The organism is Arthrobacter jiangjiafuii (assembly GCF_018622995.1).
Classification (GTDB): Bacteria; Actinomycetota; Actinomycetes; order Actinomycetales; family Micrococcaceae; genus Arthrobacter_B; species Arthrobacter_B jiangjiafuii.
In genome coordinates this window covers 3,291,948-3,310,565 of record NZ_CP076022.1, presented here as the reverse complement: position 1 = coordinate 3,310,565, position 18,618 = coordinate 3,291,948, and the positions used below count along the sequence as shown (strand labels likewise).

Sequence of the window (18,618 nt, the reverse complement as noted above, 5' to 3'; positions counted from 1 at the left end):
GTACTGTACGGACCAGTTTGAGAGTTTGTCCATCGAAACTTTCCGTACTGGTCGGTCCAGCGCATAGGATGGGGATTATCGGCACCTGGCGGGCGTGAATCCAGCCGGAGCGGAAACATTTCAGCCGGAGCGGAAATACGAGGAGAGCCGGATGCCACGGGCAAAACGAAGCGGCGGGCGCAGCAAGCGCGACGCGGTGCTCGATGCTGCTGTCGAACTGTTGCTGGTCAACGGGTATGACGGCACGTCCATGGATGCGGTAGCTGCTCGGGCCGGAGTGTCCAAGACGACGGTCTACGCGCATTACTCGGACAAGCTCGAGCTCTTCAAGGCTGTTCTGCAGCACGGCAGCATGGAGCTCGGGGAGCGGTTGCGCGAGCTTCGGCAGCGCGAAGGATCAGCGGAGGGGTCCGCTGAGGATCGGCTGGTCGACGCGCTGGTCGCGGCGAGCAAGGCTGGCACGGGCGCGCAGGCGATCGCCTACTTCCGCGTGCTGATCGCTGAGCACAACCGTCGGCGCGAGATTCAGTCCGTTATCACTACCCTTGCGATGCCTGATGTCTCGGACATCATCAGCATCATCGCCCAGCTGCTCGTTGCCTATGGCTCCGAGCACGGCTTCGAAGTGGACCGGCCGGAGGCACACGCCTCAATGCTCCTGCGGATGACGGTTTCCGGCATCGAGTTCGACGCACTGATCTCGGACTTCGCCGTCTCCGGCGAGCTGCTCGAAGCTCATGTGGGCTACATTGTGCGCGTCTTCCTGCGCGGGCTGCGTCCAATTGCGGGGGAGCAGGACTTGGTGCTGAAACCCGACTACGACTACCCCTGGGGCCCGGCGCTGGGCTGAGGATGCCCGGAGAAAGGCTGCCACGGTGAATAGTCCCGGTGAACGGCCGCGGCACAGCCGGCTCTCGCCGCACCGCGAGGCAGAGATCCTCGCCGAGACCCTGGGCCTCCTCGAGGAGGTCGGTTATGAGGGCCTGGCCATGCCCGCCGTGGCGAAACGCGCCAGATGCAGCACGGCAACGATTTATCGTCAGTGGCACGGCAAGCCGGGGCTGGTTATGGCCGCCCTGCGTTCACACTCCCAACTGGCGGAGCCGTCCGATCTTGACACCGGCACGCTGCGCGGCGACCTGGTCGCCGTCATGGAGCAGATCGCCCATGTGGCCGAGTCAGAGATGACTCTCCTCGCGGCCCTCGCCCACGCATCGATGCGCGATGAGGCGCTCGCGGAAACGATGCGTGAGCAGCTCTCGGCTCCTGCAGGTTCCCCGCTCGACCGGGCCATTGACCGCGCCGTCGCAAGGCAGGAAATCTCCGTCGACGCGTCCGTCCGGCGCTATTGCCATCATGTGTTCCTGTCCATCCCGCTTGCCAAACACCTGGCTGAGGGAACGTTTCCGGACCGCGATTACCTGGTCGGCTTCGTCGACACGGTTCTGGTCCCGGTGCTCTCGCACCGCTGATACTTCGCACTCCCGCCCCGGCGGCGCCCACGCGCGCATGCTGCCGGAGGTGTGCGTTTTTCAACCGTGCTTTCGCATGTCCGTGGGCATCATCGAACCCACAGGGCCCCCGAGCCCGGCGATGCCTTCACCGTCCGCATCCGCCCGAGCTGCGCGTGCCTCCAGACCCATATCCTGCGTCAGGAACGGGCTGCGAAAGGTGACGGGGGTTGCGCTCCCTGTGGAGCGGCAGTAGTGTGACGCTCGAGCTGATCGAAACGCTGACGTTTCGATAATGTCGCCCACTCGCGGCGCGACGCAGACAGCCGCAGAGAGGACCCGCATCATGCCTGGATTCGCCATCATCAATGGGATTGCTGAGATCAGCGATCCCGCGATCTATCAGAACTGGCTCGATAACGAGGAGTTCAAGTCTGCGGTCGCCGCCGATTCTTCGCCTGAGCGCACCGCGGTCAAGCGGCTGCTCATCGAATTCGAAGCCGACATGGCCCGCATGGTCCGTGACGACAAGGTGCAGGAACAGGTCGTCGAGGTGATGACCAGATACGCCGCCGAAGACTATGTCCAGCACGATCCGAACGCGCCCGGCAACGGGCTCGAAAACCTCATCGAGCACTTCCGCCACGTCCCGGCCACCGGCGTCGTTCCGCCGCCCGTGGTGGGTGTCATTCTCGACGGTGAGGTCGCCTGCCTCATGATGCGCGAGGTCGTGCCGGATCCCGTCGTTGCGGGAGAGGCATACGAATGGAACATTCTCACCCTGTTCCGCGTGCACAACGGCAAACTCGCCGAGCACTGGAGCACCTTCCGCAAGGCGGTCCCCGGCCAAAACCCGCTGGGGGACTGACGATGCCCAAACTGCAGATCATTGTCGGCAGCACTCGCCCCGGCCGCCTCGCCGGACCCATAGCAAAGTGGGCCTTCGAGCGAGCGGTGGCCGATGGGAGATTCGAGGTAGAGCTTGTCGACATCGCGGAGTATGAACTGCCCGTCCTCGACGAACGCCACCACCCTGTCCTGGGACGCTACGAGCATGGGCACACGCAGCGGTGGGCCGCGAAAATCAGGGAAGCGGACGCGTTCATCTTCGTTTCACCGGAGTACAACTACGGGCCGTCGGCCGCCCTGCTGAATGCTTTCGACTACCTCGGGCGCGAGTGGATGTATGCTCCCGTCGCCTTCGTCAGCTACGGCGGCATCGCGGGAGGTCTCCGTGCAGTCCAGGTCATGAAACAGATCGTCACGACTGTCCGCATGATGCCGCTGCCGGACGGCGTCGTACTGCCGCTTGTTATGCAGAACTTTGAGGCCGGCGACTTCGTGCCGCCGCCTTCCGCCCAGGGTGCCGTCGCACCGATGCTGACGGAACTGCTGCGGTGGACGCATGCGCTGGGACCGCTCCGTGCCCAAGGCCCGCCGCCCCCGGCGCTGCCGTCGGGTCCGGCCGCACCCCGCCCCTGATCACGGAAGCCTCAATGAAGAGAATGGATCCCTCGATGACAACATCACACACAATGCCGCCAGCAGGTATCCCCAACGGAGAGCCGATCCTGCCGGACGGGCTTCCCGCCACCGGGGCGAAGTTTCCCGAATCGCCGTACCTGAGTGATGAGGGCCGCCGAATGCGGGACGAGATCGTCCAGCTCCTCCCGCTGCTGCGCGAACAGGCAGCCGAGGGGGAAGCGCTCGGCGCACTGACTCCTGCCACCCTGGAAGCGGTGAACCGGGTCGGTGCCTTCAAAATCACGATCCCCACGGAGTTGGGCGGCTACGCATTCGGGGCCCGCGACACTGCGGAGGTCGTGCGGACACTCGGCCAGGGCGATGCGGCAGCCGCCTGGTTGGTTATTGTTTCGAGCGCGACCCGGAACATCCTGGGATTCGATGCGAAGGTCCGCGACGAAGTATTTGCGGGAATCGACGAATGGGTCGGTCCGCTCGTGTTCGGCGCGACCGTCTTCGCTCCGAAGGTCGGCGACGGCCGCAAGGTGGCCGGCGGCTACCAGGTGAAGGGCAAGTGGTCGTTCGGCAGCGGCAGCAAGCACGCTGCCTGGGGTTCCGTAGGTTTCGAGTATGACGACCCGGCAAGCGGCGAGCGGCGACGCGCAATGGGGGTCCTGTCCAGGGACCAGTACACGATCGTCGACGACTGGCACGTCATGGGGCTTCAAGCGACGAACTCGAACAGCATCCGGGCGGACGAGGAGATCTTCGTCCCCGACTACCGCGTCGTCCACACCGCTGACCTTCCGCGTCTGAGCGATTCACTTCGCGGCGCCTACTCGGGGTTGGGTTTCAAGCACGGAGCGTTCGGGATGATGATCGGCAGCAGCGGCGCGTTCGCTGCCTTGGCCATCGGGATCGCGCAGGGGGCACTGGACTCGTTCCTGGCGCAGGCCGCGAAGCGTCCCCCGTTCAATCTGCCCTACCGGACCATGTCGGAGATGGCCTCGATCCAGGTGGTCGCCGGCAAAGCCCGTGCGGTCATCAACGCGGCGGACGCCGTCCTCGCCCGGCACATGGACGAGGCTGATCGGCGGGCGCTCGCGGGAGAGGACTATCTCCCCTCTGAAGAACCCGAGATCACGATGGACCTTGTCCATCTGATCCACCAGTGCCTTCACACGGTGGACGGACTTCTCCTCACTCTGGGCTCGTCTGCGGTCGTACTCTCGAACCCGCTCCAGCGTGCGGTGCGAGACATACACGTCCTGGCCACGCATGGTGCCTTCCGCATTGATCCAATGGCCGAGATAAACGGCCGTGACCTGTTCGGGCTCCCGCCGTTCCCGATGATGGCTGCCCTCAGCTCTCCGGCGGCCCCGCCGCAGGGGCCGCCCGCCTCCGGGGCCCCGCCCCGGACGTAGGCCTTTCTTCCGGATACACATCTCTCTCCCGCCCAAATCCCATCATTACGAAAAGGTTCGCCGTCATGCCCCAGTTGCTCACCGCCCCCCTTCCCTCTGAACTCCTGTCGAATGCCGAAGCACTTGTGCCCCTGCTGAGGGAGCGCGCTGCCGAGACCGAGGAGCTTCGCCGCCTCCCGGACGAAACAATCTCCGACTTCGAGAAGGCGGGCCTGTTCAGCGCGATGCTCCCGGCCACTTTGGGTGGCTCCCAGATCGATCTCATCGAATTCGTTGACATCGTCCGGACCCTGTCCCGGGGCGATGCATCGGCCGGGTGGGTCGGCGCGTTCCTCATGTCCCACAATCTCCTGCTCGCCCGTTACGGGGCACAGGCGCAGGCCGACTTCTTTCAGGGCGGCACGTACGCGCTGGCAGCGGCTGCAGCCACCCCTCCCGGAACGGCGGTGAAAACCGAGGGCGGCCTGTTGATCAGTGGCCGGTGGCGCTTCGCGTCCGCCGTGATGCACGCCCAATGGGTGATGGTCAGTGTTGCTTCTCCTGCTGGGCCGCTCTCAGTGGCAGTGCCCATCGAGGACGTGACGATCGTCGATACCTGGCAGGTTCCCGGCATGAAGGGCACCGGCAGCAACGACGTCATGGCGCAGGACCTCTTCGTTCCCGATTACAGAACCATTGAGTTCGGCCTGTTCTCTGCCGACTCGGAGCGGGCTGCTGCCCTGCACCCCGGCTACCCGCTTGCCGCCTACCCCGTCAACCGCATCCTGCCCGTCATCCAGGCGGCCGTTGCGCTGGGCACTGCGGATGCAGCCCTGGAGCTGTTCCGCACGAATGCCGGCAAACGTGTCCGCATGCAGACGGGGCAGCGAATCGTGGACGACCCGCTGGTGCGGTCGGCATACGCCCACGCATGGGACCTGCTGCACGTCGCAGAGCTGCAGATGAGGGACGCACTCGAAATGACGGCCGCCATCTATGGGCCTGAACACTCGAAGGAAGCAAGTCTGGAGAATCGCGCCGTGATCAACCTGGGCCTCACGGGCGCAGGGACCAAGGCATTCGCCGCAGTGGACCTGGTGGTCCGCTCGTCGGGGGCCTCTATTTTCCGCACGGGGGACCCCCTGGAGCGCATCTGCAGGGATGTGCAGGTTATTCGCAACCACGCATCGGCCGACTTCATGTCCATGAGCGCCGTTGCCGGCGGTGTCCTTCTCGGGCAGGGGCTCGGCGACTTCGTGGAACCCCTCTTCTGATCCATGCGGCCCCTCCCTCCCCTCCGTTACGAAAGGGCATGATGTCCGAATTTGCAGAGGTCGTCCGCCGCCTGGAACGCCTCGAGGCCGTTCACGAAATCGAAAATCTCATGGGGCGCTATGCGTTCTACCACTCGGCCTATCGGGACGACCTGATTCCGCCGCTGTTCGCGGACCGGGAGGATCTGGTTGTCGAGATGCCGTTCGGTACGTTCACCGGGCGGGATGCCGCCCGGAGGGCGTGGGCGCCACCGCCAATGAAGGCACCCACGCGCGACCTGGCCGGTGAATACGCCGAGCACCTGCTGACGACACCGGTGGTGGAAGTCGCCCGGGACGGGCGCACCGCCCGGGCGGCATGGATCTCGCCAGGCGCCGAGGCGCATCACCTCGGGTGGGTTGAGGGGAACCCGCTTCGCGGTCTCTGGTACTGGGGTCGCTACTCGGCGGATTTTGTCCGTGAAGACGATGCCTGGCGGCTCTGGCACTTCCGGCTCTCGGCCACCTTCATCACGGACTATAGCGCCAGTTTCACGGATGTTGCTGCGCAGTTGAGCCCTCCGCCGCTGCCGCCCGCCGGCGGGAACGGACCGGATGCCCCGCCCCGCGGGCAGGTGCCGTACTCGCCTGTCTGGGACCCCCGGGAACTCGCGCTCGCCCCGGAGCCGTACGACACGTTCCCCGGGCTGCCGCAATAAACCCATTGCGCTTATCTGCACTACACCGTACAGTACGACTATGAATCTCAATGAGGAGGCACCGGTGGATACGCACGCAGAAGTTTCCGTTGATCCGCAGGCATTCCGTGCAGCTATGGGAGCCGTCGCCACGCCCGTCTCCATCGTGACGACCACTCTCGGTGTCCCGCATGGGACAACAGTCAGCGCGTTCGCGTCGTTGTCGCTCGATCCGCCGATGGTCCTCGTGTCGCTTCAACACGACTCGGACCTGCTCGAGTTGATCACGCGGTCCGGGCGGTTTGGTCTCAATGTCCTCGCCTTCGACCAGGCGGGGATAGCCTCGACCTTCGCAAGGCGTGGGCTCGATCGGTTCGCCGGCGTGAATTGGGTGATGGATCAGGGATTGCCGCGTATTGCCGGCATCGCGTCGTGGGCAGCGTGCCAGGTCGTGGACCTGGTACGGGCCGGCGATCACACGATCGTGACGGGTCTCGTCGGTGCTGCGGACAGCTTCGATGTTGCCGGCCTCGTTTACCAGCACCGCCGGTTCGGTCACTTCACCCCGGTGGAGCCGGCGGCCTGAGGGCCTTCCCTACAAAACTGAGTCGTAAGTACACCAAATCGGCTGCGGCGCAGCCGCCGAGTAAAGGAACAATGATGTCCCAGTCCGTCTACGCCACCACGCCGAAACCGCGCCCTATCCGGGCCCCGAAGCTCCACCACGCGACCTTCATGACCATGGAGATCGACCCCATGGTGAAGTTCTACGAGGCAGTCTGCGGCTTGCAGCCGATCTTCTACTCGGAGAACGCTGCCTGGCTGGTCAACGATGAGGCGAACCACCGCATCGCGCTTCTCCGGATCCCCGGCACGGTCCCGCCGGTGGATAAACCCCACTCGGCCGGAATTCACCACACGGCGTTCGAGTACCCCGACTTCGACTCGTGGCTGGACAACTACGTCCGCCTGCGGGATCAGGGAATCCTTCCCGCCTTCAACATGGACCACGGCATGACGATGTCCATGTACTACGCCGACCCCGACGGGAACGGCATCGAAATCCAGGTGGACAACTTCCATGACTGGGGCAAGTCGAGCGAATGGATGTGGGCATCGCGCGAGTTCGCGGAGGACCAGCTCGGGCCGCAGTTCGACCCGGACATGCTGGTTGCCGCACGCGAGGCGGGAATGGACCACGACGAGATCCATCGCCGGGCGTATGCCGGAGAGTACCGTCCCGCCGTCGAAGTGCCCAACCCGTCGTTCCCCGACCGCTGGGCCGAGAAGATCGCGGCGAATCCCGAGCTCCTGCGCGGAGTTCCCTTCCCGCACGCAGCGGAGGCCTGACCGATGCGCATCGCCAACCTGAACGGCCGTGCCTGCCTCGTCACCGAGGAGGGAGCAGTAGACATCGCCAAGGCCTCCGACGGCGGTTTCGGGCCTGACCCCATGGACGTTTACGAGCGCTGGAGCGACTTCGCCGCCTGGGCGGCGCAGGCGACCCTGCCGGAGGCAGTGCCCTTCGAGCCGGCGGATCTGGGCATCCCGGTCCCGAGGCCTCCGCAGGTGCTCGCCATCGGCGTGAACTACAAGGACCACGCCGCCGAGGCGAACATCCCGGCACCCGATGAACTGATCGTCTTCACGAAGTTCCGCTCCAGCCTCGCAGCCCCCAACGTGCAGGTCGAACTGCCGAGCGACGACGTCGATTACGAAACCGAGATTGTCGTGGTTATCGGTAAGGAAGGCCGCAAGATCCCGAAGGCCGATGCCTGGCAGCATGTGGCCGGCATCGCCGTCGGCCAGGATTACTCGGAGCGCACGATCCAGCGCCGTCCCCCCGTTCCTCAGTTCTCGCTGGGCAAGTCGTTCCCGAATTTCGGACCGTTCGGACCGTACGTGGTCACACCGGACGAATTCCCGGACCGGGACTCCATCTCGTTCCACGCGGTGCTGGAGCGCCCGGGCGAAGAGACAATTACTCTTCAGGACGGCGACACGGATCAGCTCTTCTTCCCGATTGACGAGAGCATCCACCGGCTCTCGCAGATCGTGACGCTGTTGCCCGGGGACATCATCTTCACGGGCACGCCGGCGGGTGTGGGACTCTCGCGTGGGATCCTGATGCGGCCGGGCTATCGGCTCACCAGCACTCTCGACGGTTTTGGCTCGTTTACGAACGAGTTCATTGCGGCATCGTGACTCAGATGTCTGAGGCGCCCGAGGTTACCTGGGCGCCAACCGAGGAAAGCATCCGGAACACCCGTCTGTGGGCCCTGCGTGAGCTCGCCCTCGAACGCCACGGCGTGCTCCTCGACGACTACCCCGCCTTTTGGCGGTGGTCGGTTGAGGAGCCCGGGGCATTCTGGGATCTCGTACGTGAGCACGCAGGTCTGATAGGCGACGGACTGGCGGGACCTGCCCTTTCGGAGCGCCGCATGCCCGGCGCAGTCTGGTACCCGGATGCGCGGCTGAACTATGCCGAGAACGTCCTGCGGCACGCGGATACGCGGCCGGACGAGGTGGCGGTCGTCGGCCTGTCCGAGGATGGGCGCAGCGAATGGACCTGGGCCGGTCTCCGCGACCGTGTCGCTGCCCTCGCCTCCCACCTCCGCGGCCTCGGCGTGGAGCAGGGCGACGTCGTCGCGGCTGTCTTTCCGAACATCCCCGAGGCGATCGCGGCGATGCTCGCGACCGCCTCCCTCGGCGCCGTCTGGTCGGTGTGCTCGCCCGACTTCGCCCAACCTGCCATCGTTGACAGGCTCGCGCCGCTGACGCCCCGCGTGCTGCTGGGCTCCTCCGGCTACACGTTCAAGGGCCGAGCGGTCGACTCCCGGCCGCTGGTGGACTCGGTCGGTTCCGCGCTGCCCTCAGTGACCGACGTCGTGTACCTCGACGACCTGGACGCCTTGCCGCATGCACCCGCGGACTACCGGCGCCTCCCGTTCGACCATCCCTTGTGGGTTCTCTTCTCCTCGGGCACCACGGGCGTCCCGAAGGGCATTGTGCACGGACACGGCGGGATGCTGCTGGAGTCGGCCAAGGGGATCGGGCTGCAGTTCGACCTCGGTCCGGGCGATCGGTACTTCACCGCAGCGAATACCTCCTGGATGGTGTGGAACACTCTTCCGAATACGCTCAGCGTCGGGGCGTCGGTGGTCACCTTCCCGGGTGCGTCCACGTGGCCGGACGCCGACGGGCAGTTCGCCATCGCCGCCCAGACGCGGGCGACGATGCTCGCGACCGGCGCCGCGTACCTTGCCCTCGTGGAGAAATCCGGGCTGCGCCCGGGGGACCGCCACGACCTCTCGTGCCTCGGTACGATCATGTCGACCGGTTCGGTCCTCGCCCCCTCGACCTGGCGCTGGGTCCACGAGGCGGTCAAGGCAGATGTCCACCTGTCCAGTGATTCCGGCGGCACCGACATCTGCAGCGGTTTCATCGGGGGTAACCCCTGGCAGCGCGTGCACCTCGGCGAACTGCAGGGCCCGACGCTCGGAACTCCCGTCCAGGTCCGCGCCGAGGACGGCCGGGAGGCGGCGGACGACGAAGTGGGCGAGCTCGTGCTCACCGGGCCGATGCCGTCGATGCCGGTCCGCTTCTGGGGCGATGAGGATGGCGCCAAGTACCACGCGGCGTACTTCGAGGCGGATCCCTCGGTCTGGACGCACGGCGACTGGATCAGCCGCACCCCGCGCGGGGGTGTTGTGGTGCACGGAAGATCCGACGCAACGCTCAACCGCGACGGCGTGCGGCTGGGCAGCGCGGAGATCTACGCCGCGCTGCAGACCCTGGATGAGGTGCGCAACGGCGTCGTTCTGGGCATCGAGATGCCGGGCGGGCGGTACTGGATGCCCCTGTTCGTGGAACTGGCCGACGGCGTCGGACTCAGCGACGACCTGGTGGCCCGGATCCGGACCGCCATCCGCTCCCGGGCGACGGCACGGCACGTTCCCGACGCGATCGAAGCAGCGCCGGGCATCCCCGTCACATACTCCGGCAAGCGGATCGAGGTGCCCTTGAAGAAGGTGTTCCTGGGCCATGACGATGCCAAGGCGGTAAACCGCGGATCGCTGCAGAACCCAGGCTCGGTCGACTGGTTCGTCCAGCGGGCCCGAGTGTTCAACGAAGAGAACGGAATCAAAGCCAAATGAGCGACAACGATGTCGATGTGCTTGTTGTGGGGCAGGGCGTGGTGGGGCAACTGACCTCGCTCTACCTTGCACAGCGCGGGTACCGGGTGTTGGCCATTGAGCAGCACCGCGAGCCGTACTCTCTGCCACGGGCGGTCCATTATGATCCGGACGTCAACCGTTTCCTGGCCGGCGTAGGCCTGGATGCGGAGGAGCAGGCCACGTTCAGCGAGCCTGCCCTGAGCTACGACTGGCTGACTGCCGATCGGAAGCTCCTGCTGACCTTCCCCGCACCCCTCGACGGGCCGCAGGGCTGGCCGGAGTCCACCATGTTCGCCCAGCCCGACCTCGAAGCCGCGCTGCGCAGGCACCAGGAGGCGGCCGAAGGGCTCGAGATCCGCTGGGGAACCGCTCTGGCCGGGTTTGACCAGGACGCCGAGGGGGTGTCGGCGTTCATTGACGGACCTGCCAGCGAGACCACGGTCCGGGCCAAGTTCCTCGTGGGATGCGACGGTGCCAACTCAGCCGTGCGGGAACTCGCCGGGCTGTCAATGACGGATCTGGACTTCAGCTCGGACTGGCTGGTGATGGACCTCCAGTTGGCCGAGCGTGCATGGACACCCGAGAACGGCCAGATCTGCGACCCGCTGCGTCCCACGTCTGTCGTCTCCGGTGGTCCTGGCCGGCGCCGCTTCGAATTCATGCTGATGCCGGGGGAGGACGCTGCGGCATTCACCAGCACGGAGAACGCCTGGGAACTTGTCGCTCCCTGGGAAGTCACTCCCGAAAACGCCGACCTTGAGCGCCTGGCGATGTATACGTTCAACGCGCGGTGCGTCACCGAATGGAGCCGCGGGCGCGTGTTCGTCGCCGGCGATGCCGCGCACCAGATGCCGCCCTTCTTCGGGCGGGGGATGGTGTCGGGGGTCCGCGATGTCGCGAACCTCGTGTGGAAGCTTGACCACGTGTTGAGCGGGATCGCGCCGCTTGGTCTGCTCGACACCTATGGGAGCGAACGGGGTGCCCACGTTCAGCATGCGCTGATGATGTCGCTGGAACTTGGCCGGATGATTTGCGAGACGGATCCCGCCAAGGTCGAGGCGCGCGACACCCACTTCCTCAGCATCGGGCCGTTCCCGTGGAATGCCCTTCCTCCCATGCCGCCGGAGATCCTCGGGCCGGGCTTCTTCCCCGGCGGTGCGCCCGGATCAGATCCGGTCGCCGGCCGAATCGGCGTGCAGGGACGGTTGCGGGGCCTCGACGGCAGCGAGAGCGCCGCAGACCGGATTACCTGGGGTGAGTTCGTGGCCTTCGTCGACGGGCGCGTGGTGAGCGAGGACGATGCAGAGCGTATCCGCGCGGCCAGGCCCGCCGGATTCCCATGCAAGGTCATCGAGGTTATGCCCCCTGATACCGCGGCCCGCAACCGCCACAGCGGCAGCGACGTCGACGGCCGGTACGGGGAGGTCTTCGACACGGCCGTGGCCGTCGTCTACCGTCCCGACTTCCACGGGTTCGCCTCCGCAAAGACCGTTGACGACGCCATAAACCTCATGGCCGCCCTTGAAACAACCCAGCTGGGGGAATCCGCATGACCACTCTTGCCGACAACGATGCCGTCATCGTCTCCATCGCCCGCACGGCCATCGGCCGTGCCCGCAAGGGCGGGCTGGCCGATGTGCGAGGCGATGAACTGGCCCGCCAAGTCTTCGCCGGCGTCATCGACCGTGTACCAGGCTTGTCAATCGACGACGTCGACGACCTGATGCTCGGCACGGCGGCCCCCGACGGTGAACAGGGGTTCAACATGGCCCGCGTCGTGGCGACGCTGCTCAACTACGACTCCCTGCCGGGCACGACAGTGAACCGCTTCTGCGCATCCTCGATCCAAACCACCCGGATGGCATTCCACGCCATTAAAGCCGGCGAAGGGGACGCGTTTCTCGTCGGAGGCACCGAGTCGACATCACACGCGGCCCCGCCGGCCGGCGCGGGCAACGCCGCTTTTGACGTCGCCGCGGAACGCACCGCGCAGGCGATGCTGTCGGGGGAGCCGTGGCGCGACCCACGTGCCGAGGGTGCAATGCCTGACGCCTATATCCAAATGGGCCACACGGCGGAGTATGTTGCACGGCTGACCGGAGTCAGCCGTGCTGAGCAGGACGCCTTTGCTGCGCGCTCGCAGCGCCTGGCGGGGGAAGCGCAGGCCAGCGGCTACCTCGCGCGGGAGATCGTGCCCGTGGTACGGCCGGACGGATCGGTCTTCGACCAGGATGACTCGCTGCGTCCGGGGACCACGGCGGAGGCGCTTGCCGAGCTGAAACCCGTGTTCTCGCCCGTCGGAACGGTCACGGCAGGTAATGCCTGCCCGCTCAATGACGGTGCATCCGCCGCAGTGGTCGTCTCCGGGAGGTACGCGAAGGCGCACGGTCTGCAGCCACTGGCACGCATCGTCTCGACCGCTGTCTCGGGTCTGTCGCCGGAGATCATGGGGCTTGGACCCGTTGAGTCGTCGCGGCGGGCGCTGCGCCGCTCCGGCCTGACCATCGCTGACCTCGACCTTATCGAAATCAACGAGGCATTCGCCGTCCAGGTCGTTGCCTCTGCGAGGGAGCTCGGGATCGACGTGGACCGTCAGCTCAACACGCACGGCGGGGCGATTGCCATCGGGCATCCGTTCGGCGCGACGGGCACCCGCCTCATCGGCACGCTGATCAACGGCCTGTCGACCGGGGACAAGACGCTCGGCATGGCCACACTGTGTGTGGGAGGCGGGCAGGGAATGGCACTCGTGCTGGAACGCCTCAGCTGATCGGCAGAACGGAAAGCGGCCGGGTGAATTGTTCACCCGGCCGCTTTTCGGTGTTCCTGCGTGCTTTGGTCCTGCGTGCTTAGAACTCGTCCTCATCGACGAACGTGGCATAGGGCTCGGGCGCGTGCACGAGTTCCTTGGGATCCCATGACGGGGTGTACTCGACCTGGAACCGCGGAGCGCTGTCCGGTCCGCCGTTGCCGATCGGGGCCGGGGGCCGGGGGAGGCTGCCGTCGGTGAAGCTCTTGTAGTAGTCGGCGACGAACGTGAGGGAGTTCCGGTACTTCCAGATCTTCCAGGCGCCATCCTCCTTGCGGAAGACCAGGTGGTAGCGCCCCCAGTACCAGAACCCGTGGAGGGGATTACCCTCGACCCAACCAAGGTGGTGCGCCTCGGCGCCCGGCGTGATCCACGCGGCCTTGGCCGTTTGGAGGTCATCGGCAACCTCGATGACGGGCGTGGACAAAAGATGCTCGACGTACTCACCGCTGAGGTCGCGGGGCGGCAGGCCCTCGTCGAGGGCGCCGACGAAGCAGCGCTGCGCCGCGTCGGAACCGGTGTAGCGGCCGAACGGGAGTTCGATCACGGTGTCGGACCGTGTGCTGAAGTACGGCACTATCGGTTCGTTCGCGTAGGCGGAATGGAGGAACTCAATCCTTCCCATGATGTTCGAGATCTCGATGTAGGCCTCGGTCCGGGAAATCCGGCGTTCGAGTGCGGCAATGTCGGTCATAGGGTCTTCCTTTTCATTTGGTGGAGGGCAGTCGGATCGATTTAGAACATGGGCTCGGCGTAGTCGCCGATACCAACACCGAGCAGCGCTCCGCCGGCGACCGATGCCATGGTCTCGAAGTCGACTGCGGCGTGATTGCGCATGACCTGCGTGTCGCGGACGATCCGCTCCAGGGGGTCCCCGGTGCGGAAGATGGAGGCGCCGGCTGCCCGCACCACGAGGTCGATGGCCTGGAAAGCTTTCTGCCCGGCTCCGGTCAGCCCCAGATTGATGCGGGCGCGATCTGCGAGCGTCGCGGGACCGGTGGAGTGCCTGCCGTAAACCCGGTCGGTGTGCGCAAGCGCGTCGTGCAGCTGGAGACCAGCGACCTGTACGAGGTCCCATGCCTTGCCGTAGGTCTGGCGGGTGATCGGTTCGTCGATCTGCTTCTGCCGGGTCTGCATCCGGACCCGCTTGCCGATCCCGGCTGCGAACAGCTCGAGGGCTGCGTCTGCGGTGCCGATGGCGACGGCGGAATGGATGAGGTTGAGCGTGCGGTTCATGGGGTAGCCGATGAGCGGGTATTCAGTCAGGGCCGCACCCTCGTTGTGCTCGGACGAGTACACGGGGAAGGAAACCGTGCGGTGGCGCGGAACAAAGAGTCCCTCCAATTTGATGTCGTTGGAGCCCGTGGCTTTCATTCCGGGCACGTGCCAGGTGTCGACGATTTCGGTCTCGCTGACGGGCACCACAACGCTGAGAGGGCCATCGGGTGACATTGCACTGAGCGCGGCCCACTCGGCATGGAGAACACCGGAGCCGAAGCGCCAGGTGCCGGAGACGGTATACCCGCCCTCCACCGGGGTTGCGGTTCCGGGCGGGCCCGCAGCGGCGACGGTGAGTCCGTACGGCTTGTCCGCGAAGAACTCACCCTGTGCCTGCGCGCCGTAGCGATAGAGAAGGGTCGAGTGCGAGATGAGGAATGCGGCGATCCAGCCGGCGGAGGCATCGCCCCGCGAGAGGACGCGGACGAGGTCGGCAAACTCGCTGAGGCCCAGTGCGGAGCCACCGTGTTCGGCGGGGACCATCGCTGTGAAGAACCCGGCTGAGCTGAAATCCTCGATGGTCTCATCGGGCTGGCGTCGGAGGTTCTCGGCCGCGGATGCACGCTCCCGCAACAGTGGGACCAGCTTTTCCGCGCGGGCGATGAGCTCGCTTGCTGTGGGGGCGGTCGTTGTCGTCGTCGACATCGGTATACCTCTCGTGGGTGACGTATTGAAAGAACTATACTGTACGTACCAGTGCAGTGTTGCACACTCTTTGTCCGGACTGAACCACCGGGCGCTGCGCATCCCTGCGTGTCCGCGGAGTCTGCCCGGGTTCTGCCGCGGTCGGTGAGTCCCGTGGCAGAACCGAACCCTCATTGAAAGAAGTCCTGGGTGGAATGGATGTCCTGGCCCTCGGCTTCGGAGCGATGAAGCGGGGTTCCGGTGGGCGACGACGTCGTTGTGCTGCTTTCGGGTGTCGCAGAGATCAGCCCGGCTGATCCGGCTGTTTTTCCAGTCGCTGCTGCTGGTGCTCTGGCGGATCTGCTGGCCCGGACGAGCGAAGACTCTTACATTCTGGTTGGGCACAGTCTCGGCGCACGGGCCATGGTTGTCACAGCCCAGACCTTGGCCAGCAAGAAGGATGGCCCGCGTGTGGAGGCCATGCACCTTCTGGGGGCCGCCATCGGAGGCAAGAGCGACTGGAACAGCCTGATGGCCAAGGTCGACGACGCGGTCTATAACTACCACTCAGTCAATGACAGTGTCCTCAAATTCCCCTATGCCGCCACTCAGCCAGGAGAGTGCGCGGCCGGCCTTACCGGGTTCAAAGCAGGCGGCGGGAAAATGCAGAACATTGATGTCTCTGTGCAGGTCAAGAGCCATTTTCAGTATCACAGGAACGTACGGCTGCTCTCGCAGCCGGTGGTCCGGATAAGCCAGGGTGAAATAGCTCCTCTCGGCACATAGGTAGTATCAGCGCTGGGGGAGCGTCCGCTGCCCTGCCATCATTGGGGAGGCAAGACGTGCAGATTCCGGAAATACTCACTAACCAGCAGGTTGGCCGAGCGGCAAAATTGCTCAAGGACTACTACACGCAGCCTGTTTCCAAGGGGCGGGTCCGAACGGGAGCGCGCTTCGATTCATGGGCGGGCGGCGGCGACGCCCCCGACGTCGTCAATGCCATCACTGCAGACGACATGCTGGCTGCGTCTTTCCTTTCCGTGCCCTTTGAACCTGCCGCAGTGATTGGCCTGCTTGCCGAGCGCCAACTTGATATCACCGCACTGCTGACGGAGATCCCCGTTGATCTCGATCTGGCCGATGTCACCCACGATGACTTCAAAGCCCATTTGGGCGAGGAAAGCCCTGCGTGGAAGCTCTGGAACATTCTCCGCGGCAAGGAAGACGGCGGCTGGGGCATCGGCCCCACTCGAGCCAGCAAGCTCATGGCACGCAAGCGTCCGCGTCTGATCCCAATCTGGGATTCGGTGGTCGGGGAAGAGATCGGTCTAAAGAGCTCCCTGACGCAGTGGACCGACTGGCACGAGATGCTCACCCAAGACGGTAAAGCGTTAGCTACCCGCCTGGACAACATCCGGGACCAAGCCGAAGTGCCATACCCGGTGTCCCAACTGCGCGTGATGGACGTGGTGCTCTGGATGAACGGCACGGACGGCGGGGCCAAGGCGCCGTCCAGCGAAGACGAAGTGGCTTAGCCTCGGATATCCCATGTTGCGCCGACCATATTAACGATTAACGGCGACGGATCGTGACCGTCGGGAGCAGCTTCATGTCCGCGAATGCGCCGCGTCCTCCTCGGACGTGCCCGCTGACAAATTCGGTTCGAGGAGCGCTGGGCGAGGATCCTTTGGGCCGGCGGTAGAAGGACCGGACTTGATGTGGTTTCTTGTCGTCCGGCGAGGTGAAAAAATCCTCGTCAAGGGTCGTGTCGACATGCCCGTCGGTGATCGTAATCGGGACCAGCCAGGTGTTCTCCGGTCGGTACCCAAGCGTCCTCGGCCCTGACGATGCCGACGCTCCCGATGTTCGAGACTGCAACGCGGCACCACCATTGGTGGCCTTTCTACCCCGGACTCCGCGGACACCTTGGCGAAGATTCTGTGCGGCTTCCGACATGAACTTCACGATGTCGTGATCCCGGTTAGATAAGTTCGCGCACGTGGCAAGGTTCGGATAATTCCCAAGGGGAATGTGGTGCGTTGTGAGTGGAACATATTCTCCGGCGGCCAGGCCCTCCAGCCAGTCATGCACGTCGTCGAACCGCACTTCTAATAGGTCCCAGATCTTTCCAACCCGCCAGAAAACAAAACGTCGGTGACACAGGTCCGTCAGTACGCCCTTGTACATAGGACGGAGGTTCATCAGAGCGGATTTGACCTTATTGGTGGACGGGGGTGGAAGGCTCCGGGCCTTTCGGCCGATCTTGGATCCCATCTCCCAATAGGCGAATATCCCGTAGCTGTACTCGCAAACGTCATTGATGATCCGGACATGCTCCGGGTCCGTCGCGAAGAATCCCCTCCCTGTCCGCATGGTCCTCGAGACCAGCCTGTCCACGTCCAAGACATCCCGGAACTGATCAAAGAATGTGGCATACATTCGCGGATGAAACTCTCTTAGGGTCTCCTGCAGGTCTGCAACCGCGGCGGAACCAGCACTGACGGTGGTGCGATAGGTCCGGAAGGCGGGTTCGGGAGACACCCCGGTATGCTGTCCACCCTCCACCTCCTTATTGATCAGTCCGACAACTTGCCGATTCTGAAGTTGCAGCACGGACGCGGGTTTCGGCGGGATCAAAGCCGTGTTTGTCGCTGCCGCGGCCTGTAATTTCTTCGGCGGCGTGGTCGAACTGGTAACTCTTATTTGGTTCGCGGGAGGTTGCTTGCTAGGGGAGACTGCGGCCCTCGCCATACGGGATGTTGAAAGGGGGGACACCGTAGGGGGGATTTGGGTAACCTTGCCGGCGAGAGCCGCCGATGTCACTTGTTTCTTGGCATGCGTTTGGTGCCGCAATATCTGTGGCCATGCGCGCAGCGGTTGACGAGAGATCAGCTTGCGTGAAGGTAAGAAACCTCCTCTTTCCAGGCGTTCGCGCTCGGAAAGGCGGATCCGTTCATATGTCTCGAAGGAGATCCGGCCGTCGGCGGAAGGTTGGTACTCGATCGGATGGTCCTGTCGCCACTTCCATCGCTCGGCGAAGAAGCCGAGCAAAATGTCTACCTCGGAGGCGTACAGAGCCAAGGATGGCCGTGCCTCTGAGCGAGGCAGCCCTTCTTGAACGGCCGCATGCAGAACGTCTGAGATGGGCACCCCAATCTCCACCGCCAACTCATCAATGGTCGAGGCAAACGGATTGTTCCGTTCGTCGCTTTGCGATTGAGGTGGCACGTGGGCGGGCTGCTCTTGGCCGACCCTCTCCTCCAACACGTCACTCATTCTCTGAACGGGGGCGTTGCTAGCGCCACGGACTCGAGTGACCCACTCCGGTGTTCGCTGCCCTTGCCCTGAGGGCCTTGCGGCCACGATTTCTGTTGTCTCGGTGGAGTCGGAAGCAGGGATCAGGCCCTTGAGGAGGGGCTGGAGTTTGTCGCGCAGTTCTTTATCTAGCAAGGTGAATCAT

General features: G+C 64.7%; 18 protein-coding genes. 15 read left to right on the top strand and 3 right to left on the bottom strand.

Going from position 1 to position 18,618, the window contains the following annotated elements:
- The first annotated feature begins 151 nt into the window (after positions 1 to 151).
- From KKR91_RS15510 to KKR91_RS15450, 13 genes are all read left to right on the top strand, one after another.
- Positions 152 to 850 (top strand): TetR/AcrR family transcriptional regulator, encoded by a 699-nt coding sequence (locus tag KKR91_RS15510; RefSeq protein WP_210227486.1) that lies wholly within the window; start codon positions 152 to 154, stop codon positions 848 to 850.
- 25 nt (positions 851 to 875) lie between these two features.
- Positions 876 to 1,472 carry a TetR/AcrR family transcriptional regulator gene (locus tag KKR91_RS15505; RefSeq protein ID WP_210227487.1) on the top strand — a complete coding sequence of 199 codons (597 nt, stop codon included), beginning with the start codon at positions 876 to 878 and terminating at the stop codon, positions 1,470 to 1,472.
- Between the two features lie 325 nt (positions 1,473 to 1,797).
- Positions 1,798 to 2,319, top strand: coding sequence for a nuclear transport factor 2 family protein (locus tag KKR91_RS15500; protein WP_210227488.1), 522 nt, complete (start codon positions 1,798 to 1,800; stop codon positions 2,317 to 2,319).
- Between the two features lie 2 nt (positions 2,320 to 2,321).
- A complete protein-coding gene (locus tag KKR91_RS15495; protein WP_210227491.1) occupies positions 2,322 to 2,933 on the top strand; it encodes an NADPH-dependent FMN reductase in 612 nt (203 codons plus the stop codon).
- Between the two features lie 35 nt (positions 2,934 to 2,968).
- Positions 2,969 to 4,339, top strand: a complete 1,371-nt coding sequence (locus tag KKR91_RS15490; protein ID WP_210227493.1) for an acyl-CoA dehydrogenase family protein — start codon at positions 2,969 to 2,971, stop codon at positions 4,337 to 4,339.
- A gap of 65 nt (positions 4,340 to 4,404) precedes the next feature.
- A complete protein-coding gene (locus KKR91_RS15485; RefSeq protein ID WP_210227495.1) occupies positions 4,405 to 5,592 on the top strand; it encodes an acyl-CoA dehydrogenase family protein in 1,188 nt (395 codons plus the stop codon).
- A 41-nt stretch (positions 5,593 to 5,633) separates the two neighbouring features.
- The gene (locus KKR91_RS15480) at positions 5,634 to 6,290 is read left to right on the top strand and encodes a nuclear transport factor 2 family protein (RefSeq protein ID WP_210227497.1); all 657 of its coding nucleotides are present in this window, start codon (positions 5,634 to 5,636) and stop codon (positions 6,288 to 6,290) included.
- Between the two features lie 40 nt (positions 6,291 to 6,330).
- Positions 6,331 to 6,855, top strand: a complete 525-nt coding sequence (locus tag KKR91_RS15475) for a flavin reductase family protein (protein ID WP_210227499.1) — start codon at positions 6,331 to 6,333, stop codon at positions 6,853 to 6,855.
- A 74-nt stretch (positions 6,856 to 6,929) separates the two neighbouring features.
- Positions 6,930 to 7,619 carry a VOC family protein gene (locus tag KKR91_RS15470; RefSeq protein ID WP_210227501.1) on the top strand — a complete coding sequence of 230 codons (690 nt, stop codon included), beginning with the start codon at positions 6,930 to 6,932 and terminating at the stop codon, positions 7,617 to 7,619.
- A gap of 3 nt (positions 7,620 to 7,622) precedes the next feature.
- The gene (locus tag KKR91_RS15465) at positions 7,623 to 8,474 is read left to right on the top strand and encodes a fumarylacetoacetate hydrolase family protein (RefSeq protein WP_210227503.1); all 852 of its coding nucleotides are present in this window, start codon (positions 7,623 to 7,625) and stop codon (positions 8,472 to 8,474) included.
- Between the two features lie 5 nt (positions 8,475 to 8,479).
- Positions 8,480 to 10,426, top strand: coding sequence for an acetoacetate--CoA ligase (locus KKR91_RS15460; RefSeq protein ID WP_210227505.1), 1,947 nt, complete (start codon positions 8,480 to 8,482; stop codon positions 10,424 to 10,426).
- Positions 10,423 to 12,000 (top strand): bifunctional 3-(3-hydroxy-phenyl)propionate/3-hydroxycinnamic acid hydroxylase, encoded by a 1,578-nt coding sequence (locus KKR91_RS15455; RefSeq protein ID WP_210227506.1) that lies wholly within the window; start codon positions 10,423 to 10,425, stop codon positions 11,998 to 12,000. Before KKR91_RS15460 ends, KKR91_RS15455 begins: the two co-directional genes overlap by 4 nt.
- Positions 11,997 to 13,217 carry an acetyl-CoA C-acetyltransferase gene (locus KKR91_RS15450; protein ID WP_210227507.1) on the top strand — a complete coding sequence of 407 codons (1,221 nt, stop codon included), beginning with the start codon at positions 11,997 to 11,999 and terminating at the stop codon, positions 13,215 to 13,217. Before KKR91_RS15455 ends, KKR91_RS15450 begins: the two co-directional genes overlap by 4 nt.
- A gap of 79 nt (positions 13,218 to 13,296) precedes the next feature.
- On the opposite strand, the gene KKR91_RS15445 is transcribed toward KKR91_RS15450, so the two are convergent.
- Both KKR91_RS15445 and KKR91_RS15440 read right to left on the bottom strand, forming a co-directional pair.
- Positions 13,297 to 13,950 (bottom strand): nuclear transport factor 2 family protein, encoded by a 654-nt coding sequence (locus KKR91_RS15445; protein WP_210227508.1) that lies wholly within the window; start codon positions 13,948 to 13,950, stop codon positions 13,297 to 13,299.
- 41 nt (positions 13,951 to 13,991) lie between these two features.
- Complete coding sequence (locus KKR91_RS15440) at positions 13,992 to 15,179, bottom strand: acyl-CoA dehydrogenase family protein (protein ID WP_210227509.1); 1,188 nt, start codon at positions 15,177 to 15,179, stop codon at positions 13,992 to 13,994.
- Between the two features lie 240 nt (positions 15,180 to 15,419).
- On the opposite strand from KKR91_RS15440, the gene KKR91_RS15435 reads away from it, so the two are divergent.
- Both KKR91_RS15435 and KKR91_RS15430 read left to right on the top strand, forming a co-directional pair.
- Complete coding sequence (locus KKR91_RS15435) at positions 15,420 to 15,944, top strand: DUF726 domain-containing protein (RefSeq protein ID WP_210227510.1); 525 nt, start codon at positions 15,420 to 15,422, stop codon at positions 15,942 to 15,944.
- 56 nt (positions 15,945 to 16,000) lie between these two features.
- On the top strand, positions 16,001 to 16,693 hold the full coding sequence (locus KKR91_RS15430) for a DUF6308 family protein (RefSeq protein WP_210227511.1): 693 nt from the start codon (positions 16,001 to 16,003) through the stop codon (positions 16,691 to 16,693).
- Positions 16,694 to 16,730: 37 nt separating this feature from the next.
- On the opposite strand, the gene KKR91_RS15425 is transcribed toward KKR91_RS15430, so the two are convergent.
- Complete coding sequence (locus tag KKR91_RS15425) at positions 16,731 to 18,434, bottom strand: hypothetical protein (RefSeq protein ID WP_210227513.1); 1,704 nt, start codon at positions 18,432 to 18,434, stop codon at positions 16,731 to 16,733.
- Between the last annotated feature and the right edge of the window lie 184 nt (positions 18,435 to 18,618).